Source organism: Streptomyces sp. NPDC002784 (assembly GCF_053592135.1).
Map to the genome: position 1 here is coordinate 1 of NZ_JBSFVD010000083.1, position 5,474 is coordinate 5,474.

5 protein-coding genes are annotated in these 5,474 nt (G+C 68.0%); 2 read left to right on the forward strand and 3 right to left on the reverse strand.

Annotation, left to right across the window (positions count from 1 at the left end; translation table 11 throughout):
• The first annotated feature begins 188 nt into the window (after positions 1-188).
• Positions 189-557: an MEDS domain-containing protein gene (locus tag ACWD1Z_RS36325; RefSeq protein WP_451125025.1), complete on the forward strand. Its 369-nt coding sequence runs from the start codon at positions 189-191 to the stop codon at positions 555-557.
• A gap of 142 nt (positions 558-699) precedes the next feature.
• On the opposite strand, the gene ACWD1Z_RS36330 is transcribed toward ACWD1Z_RS36325, so the two are convergent.
• Entirely contained in the window at positions 700-1,815 is a 1,116-nt protein-coding gene (locus ACWD1Z_RS36330) for a DUF4037 domain-containing protein (RefSeq protein WP_451125017.1), read from the reverse strand.
• 478 nt (positions 1,816-2,293) lie between these two features.
• On the opposite strand from ACWD1Z_RS36330, the gene ACWD1Z_RS36335 reads away from it, so the two are divergent.
• Positions 2,294-3,028: a dienelactone hydrolase family protein gene (locus ACWD1Z_RS36335; RefSeq protein ID WP_451125019.1), complete on the forward strand. Its 735-nt coding sequence runs from the start codon at positions 2,294-2,296 to the stop codon at positions 3,026-3,028.
• Positions 3,029-3,173: 145 nt separating this feature from the next.
• Here ACWD1Z_RS36335 and ACWD1Z_RS36340 read toward each other — a convergent pair whose 3' ends face one another.
• Together ACWD1Z_RS36340 and ACWD1Z_RS36345 are read right to left on the reverse strand one after the other, a co-directional pair.
• A complete protein-coding gene (locus ACWD1Z_RS36340; RefSeq protein ID WP_451125021.1) occupies positions 3,174-3,593 on the reverse strand; it encodes a hypothetical protein in 420 nt (139 codons plus the stop codon).
• Positions 3,590-5,474: integrase (locus ACWD1Z_RS36345; protein ID WP_451125023.1), on the reverse strand; the 1,885-nt coding region annotated here is incomplete at its 5' end. The genes ACWD1Z_RS36340 and ACWD1Z_RS36345, both read right to left, overlap by 4 nt.

The following is a 5,474-nucleotide window of genomic DNA, read 5'->3' on the forward strand; positions in this document are numbered from 1 at the left end:
GTTCACGTGGGAACCAGTTCTTCGGGTCTGGCTACCCGCATGAGCTCGTGGCGGGCCGGCGATACAGGGGCTTCGGATTTCTGTTGCCAGCCGGCTGCTGCGTCGGTGCCGGGAGTCGGGGATGGGACGGTGAACGTCGTGGGACTGAAGTGACGATGCGGGCCGACAGGGAGCACTTGGTCGAAGAGATGGGCCATGGCGATCACTTGTGTCTGGCGTTCGCGGACGATGCGGAGAAATGCCGGGTGGTCACCGCCTACGTGCTGGGAGGTCTGCGGCGTGGGGAAAGGGTGATGTACTTCGCCGATCAGAGCACTCCCGAACAGGTCCTGGACTATCCCGGGTCCCGCCCTGGCGAGCGGGCAGCTGTTCGTGACCAGGCCACGGTGCGGGATGTCGCCACCGGCCGGAGGCGTCGCGGGCGACATCAACGCCGACTTCCACCACCAGCTCGGGTTCCACCAGCGTTACGTTCAGCTTCTCCTGGCTGCCCCACCCGGCGGGTTCTCTGTCAAGTCCTGCGTGTTGAGGCGAGGAGGTGTTTCACAGTGCAGTAAGGACCGTGCAGCTCCAAGATCGGAATGGGTGCCGGGCAGCACGTCGAGCGAGTTCGGGAGCGAGTGTCGGCGTACAGTTCTTTGCTCCCCAGACGTGTACAGATAAACGTCCCCAAGCGTCAGGCCGCTTCGCTGTCTTCCTCTACGAGCCGGAGTTCCCAAAGGAAGAGCAGACCGTTGCGCGGGTGGCGGCGCGTGTCAGTTCCGGATGGCTGAGGACGTCGGTGCTGTCGATGAACTGGTCGACGTTGCCGATCGTCGGCAGGGTGCGGATGGCTGGGTCGGTGATTCGGGTGGTCAGCGCCGCGGTGAAGCGTTCGGCGTGCAGGACCTGAAACGGTCTGTTGTGGTAGGGCCGCGTGGCGGGGGCGACAGCGTCGGTGAGGCCGAGTTGGTTGTGTGTGGCCGCGACGGCCTCGTAGGCGTGGGCCAGGTGATGTTCGCGGGTGTGCCAGTCGGTGGCGGCGAGGGCCGCAGTGAGGACCGGGCTGAGGGCGGGTGCCTGGGGGGTGCGGGCGAAGGCGCTGCCGAGCCACTTGCTGTAGGGCGGGTAGCGGCGGTTCATGAGCAGGCAGAGTCGCATCAGATCGCGCACCAGGCGGGCGGCGACGATGGCGGAGCCGATTTCGTCGCCCACTTCGCCGCAGCGGCCGACGAAGGCTTCTTCCTGGGAGATGCGTTGCCACTGGCAGGCGAGTACGTAGAGCCAGAGGTTGTGGGGGTACCAGTCGAGGTTGGCGCGGGCTGGTGCGAGTTGGCCGAGTCCGTCGTGGTAGACGGCACCGGCAGTGACCTCGGCGAGGAGCTGAGTGGGGGTGGCCAGCCAGTTCGCCAGGGTGATGTCCTTGCTCGGGTCGAAGCCCAGTTGCGCGGTGAACCAGGCGCCTGCGTCTGTGACTTCGACTCGGTGATGGACCGGTCCGTCGGTCGTCTGCATGACCCGGATGCCCGATTCGCCGGTGGGGGCGAAATGCGTCGGGTAGCCGCTGAAGGTCTTCGGCAGGCGTTCGGAGAGCAGCGCCGTGATCCTCGCTCCGTGGTGGGGGACGTCCTGCGGGTGTAGGAAGATCTGCAGGCGGGGCCCCCATTCGTGGTCGGCGGAGCGGGCGGTGTCGAATCCCTGGACTTCCGAGCCGCTGCCGAGGCGGGCGGCGGAGTGCGTAATCCCGGGGGCGGCCTCGTCCAACAGAGGCCGTACGGCTTCGAGGTAGAAGAGGCGCGAGAGTTCCAGTCCGGGGATGAAGGACGGCGTGGTCATGCTGGGAGGGTGCCGGATCGGAGTGTGGTCGGTCGAAGGCTTTTCTACGTCCGCCAGGTCGCGGTTGACTGCGCGTACGGGTCGGTCCGATTCGCCAACACCGCCCGCCGCCTGGCATCGGCCGGCCGCAGACGGCCGAGCAACACCCGTCAGCGCGTCAGAAGCTGTCCGCGTTCATCCGCACGTGGCTGGGGACGTTCACGTGTACGCCGACAGCGAGGTGTTGGCCGAGATCATTCGTGCGAACTGCATTGTGGTTTGACGGCGTTGGCGGCGGCTTCGTTGGGTGGGCTATGTTGCACGCATGACTACCGGGACGGCATCGCGCCACACACGGATTGGTGACCCGGTGCCCTTCTGAGCGCCGTACGGGCCAGTACGGGCCCGCTGTTCGATCGAGGATCGTGCGCTGCCGCGCGGGCTCCGCCTCCGTCGTGTTGATAACAGGTTCGACACATCAACCACGACAGGAGAGTTCATGCCCACCAAGACGCTGCAGATTCCCACCGCAGACGGCCAGGCCGATGCTTTTGCCGCCTTCCCCGTCCACGGCGAGCAGCACCCAGGGGTGCTGATGTACGCGGACGGCTTCGGCATCCGGCCCGTGGTGCGAGAAATGGCCCGCGAACTGGCCGGGCACGGGTACTACGTGCTCGTCCCCAATTTCTTCTACCGGCACGGCACAGCACCGGTGATCGAACTTCCCGAGCACATCGGAGAAGAGGACCGGCCCGCAGTCTTCGCTCAGCTGATGCCCTTGATCGAGGCGCACACCGCCGACCGTGTCCTGCGAGACGCTGACGCATACCTCAGGTTCCTCGCTGCGCAGCCCGAGGTCAGCGCCGGACCGGTCGCGGTGACCGGCTATTGCATCGGTGGCCTCTTGGCGACGCGCACCGCCGCGGCCCACCCCGGCCAGGTGGCCTCCCTCGCCGCATTTCACGGCCCGGTGGGAGTCGACGGACCCGACAGCCTTTCCAAGCTCTCCGCCGAGGTCCACTTCGGCCATGCCGCGAGCGACTTGACGCCCGAGGCTCTCGGCGAGCTCAACAAGGCCCTGGATGCGGCGGGTGTCGGCTACACCTCCGAGATCTATCCCGGCACCGTTCATGGCTTCACCATGTCTGACACTGATGCCTTCAACCCCGACGCACTGAAGCGCCACTGGGACCGCCTGCTGCCCCTTCTCGGGCGCACCCTGACCAGGGGCTGAGGCGCTCCGGCGCGGAAACCAAGCCTCTGAAGTACACGGCTCCGGAGCCGTGGGGGTGTTTCGAAGCTGGTGTGAGGGCGGGCTCTGCCCGCCCTCACCGGTTGGGGGCCATAGGTTGATGGCGGCGATGTGCGCTACCCCATCCTCAGGCGACGGGTGGTTGGGGCTGGGTGGGCAGGATACGGACGACGGGGGCAGGGGCCGTGCGCTGCTGGCGGAGCTGCCGGTTCTCCAAGGTCAGCTGGTGGACGACGCGGATGAGGGCTTCGCGGTCGGCGCGAAGTTCGGCGAGCTCGTCCTTGTCTGCTGCGCGGAGTTCCTTGAGTTTCACGACTTGTTTGCGTAGCCGCGTTTCGGCTTCGGCAGGTTGGGCCTTCTGGCGGACCATGGCGTAGAAATCGTTCTTCAGATCCGGATGGCGTTGGGTGAGTGCGTTGCGGGGGACGCTGGCTTCCTGGGCAAGGGCGACGATGGTCAGGGCTCCGTTGGAGTGCTGGGCGGTGCCGGTGAGGATGCGGTTCATTGCGGAGCGGATGCGCTCGCGTTCGTCCAGAGCGGGGCTCACAGGGCGCCTCCATCTTGGGCAGTGATGCGCTGGTGGTGTCGCGCGGCGTGCTGCCGGAGTTTGCTCGCGGTGCTGCGGAGCCGTTCGGCCAGCGGGGCGGGCAGGTACGCGACGCGCTGTTCGAGCTGTTGTGCCTTATCGAGGAGTTGGCGGGCGTGGTTGTCGGTGCGGGCGATGTTCGCGCAGGCGGGCATGCAGCGGTCGAGGCGAGGGGCGGCCTGAGCGGGGGTGCGGTGGCACAGGGCGGTGTCGGGTTTGTAGACGCACATGAGCAGGGCGTTGGGGTTGTCGTAGACGGTTAGATGGGGGTTGCCCAAGATGTCGCGAGCTTGGCGGGCGGTGATGATCTGGCCGGTGAAGGTGGCGGCCTGGATCGCGCGGCGGGCGGCCGGGCCGGAGATGCCGCCGCCGTGGGCGAGGTCGTCCTGGAGTGCGGTGAGGGTGTCGAGGGTGGCGCGGGCGGATTCGACGTCGAGGAGGTCGTGGATGCCGTCGCGGCTGCGGGAGGCGTAGGCGCCGGACATGGCCGTGCGCAGGTGGCCGTATTGGATGGCGAGGGCGACCAGGCCGCCGGGACGGCGGGCGATGTGCCAGGCCAAGGTGCGGCGGAACCGCGCAGTGCCCACCGAGCCGTATGGGTCGGGTGGGATGGCCTCAGCTTGGCGGCCAAGGGTGGTGGCGGTGCCATTGGCGAAGGCGACGAAGTCCTCAATCCGGCCGCGCATGGTCTTCAGCCCGAGAGAACCGGTGCTGAAGCGGCCGACCCTGCCGTCGCAGTGGGTGGCGGAGTCGAACAGCAGGGCGCCGTCGGGGACGATGTGTTCCAGGACGCGGATGGCCCTGGCGACCGGGGGGATGGCTACCCAGGGGGCTTCGCGAGGGACACCTTGGGAGAGGTGGCTTCCATGGCTGTCGAGAGCGGTCTTGTAGACGTTGCCGTAGATCAGGTGCTTGCCATCGGCCGGTTCGGGGCAGCAGCCGCTGCGCAGGCCGAGGACTTCGCCGGGCCGCATGCCGGTCAGGTAGGCGATGACGATGAAGCAGGCGGTGCCCAGGTGGCGCATGAGCACGGGTGCCTCGGTGAAGTCGATGGCCTGGCGCCAGGGGTGGCCGTCGATGAGGCCGGTGATCGAGGTGTCGAGTGGGCAGGGGCCGGGGTGGCGCCGGATGTAGGGGCCCCAGCCCTGGCGGCCGACCATTGAGGCGACCTGGGACCGGGAGGCTCCGGTGCGGGCAGCGATGTAGCTGATGGCGGCGGTGCCGTCTTGGCGGGTGGCGGGGAAGGGCAGCTGCTCGGCCGTAATGTGGTTGAGGAAGGCGTGCAGCGCGTCGAGGCCGGCGGGGTTGGTGGGGGTGGTTGCCGCGGTGGCGGACATGCGCCGGTGCTCGGTGACAGCGGTGATGATGTCCTCGGCGAACTCCTCCACGGTGCGCAGTGCCCAGATCAGCAGCGGTCCCATGACCGCCGGGGTGATCGGCTCGGTGAGGTTTTCCCCGGCCGACGTCGCGGGCGGCAGGTAGTCGTCGATGCCCCCGCGTAGCCACGGCGGTTCGGCCATGCCGGTGGGGGCCGGGCTGTCCTGGTCGAAGGCCCACAGGCGGGAGACGGCGGTGAGGTGCTTGTGCACGGAGTTTCGGTCGCGGCCCTGGCGCAGGTGCCGGCTGTAGTCGACGAGGATCTCGGTGGTGCAGTCGGCGAGGGCGGTGATGCCGCGGGTGGTGAGCCACCGCGCGAGCTGGCGCCATTGGCCCAGGCTGGTGCTGATGACGCTGCCGCTGAGCCGTGCCCGCCAGGAGACCGATCGCTCGGCAAGGAATCGGGCCGGGAGTGAGGTGTTGATCGTCAGCCAGGCCAGCAGCTTCAGTTCCTGGCGCAGAGGC

What these genes read in the sequence shown, in the direction of transcription:
- ACWD1Z_RS36325 (WP_451125025.1), top strand. Translation starts at nt 189, where the DNA reads ATGGGCCATGGCGATCACTTGTGTCTGGCGTTCGCGGACGATGCGGAG.
- ACWD1Z_RS36330 (WP_451125017.1), bottom strand. Translation starts at nt 1,815, where the DNA reads ATGACCACGCCGTCCTTCATCCCCGGACTGGAACTCTCGCGCCTCTTC.
- ACWD1Z_RS36335 (WP_451125019.1), top strand. Translation starts at nt 2,294, where the DNA reads ATGCCCACCAAGACGCTGCAGATTCCCACCGCAGACGGCCAGGCCGAT.